The following is a 327-nucleotide window of genomic DNA, read 5'->3' as shown; positions in this document are numbered from 1 at the left end:
AGGGGGAGGGGAAAGAAGAGAGGAGGAGAAAAAAAGAGAAGAAAGGGAGGAAAAGAAGGAGGAGGGAGAGGAGGGAGAGAGAGAGGAGGGGGCAAGAGCGGGAGAAGAAAAAGAGGAGAGGGAGAGGGAAGAGGGAGAAAAAAGGGAAGAGGAGGAAGAAAAAGGAGAAGGAAAAAGAGAGAAAAGGAAGGAAGGAGGGAGAAGAGAAAAGGGGGGGGAAGAAGAAAGAGGAGGGGGGGAGGGAGAGGGGGAGGAGGAGGAAAGAAAGGGAGGGAAAGAGGGGAGAGAGGAGGGGGAAAAGAAGAGAAAAGGGGAAAGGAAGAAAAG

General features: G+C 52.3%; 1 protein-coding gene. It reads left to right on the top strand.

Annotation, left to right across the window (positions count from 1 at the left end; all coding sequences use genetic code 11):
* A partial coding sequence (locus tag KH400_RS30470; protein ID WP_217228750.1) for a hypothetical protein occupies positions 1-327 on the top strand: 327 nt, incomplete at both ends.

The sequence above is a fragment of the Desertibacillus haloalkaliphilus genome (assembly GCF_019039105.1).
Taxonomy (GTDB): Bacteria; Bacillota; Bacilli; order Bacillales; family KJ1-10-99; genus Desertibacillus; species Desertibacillus haloalkaliphilus.
This window is presented reverse-complemented; position numbering and strand designations above follow the sequence as displayed.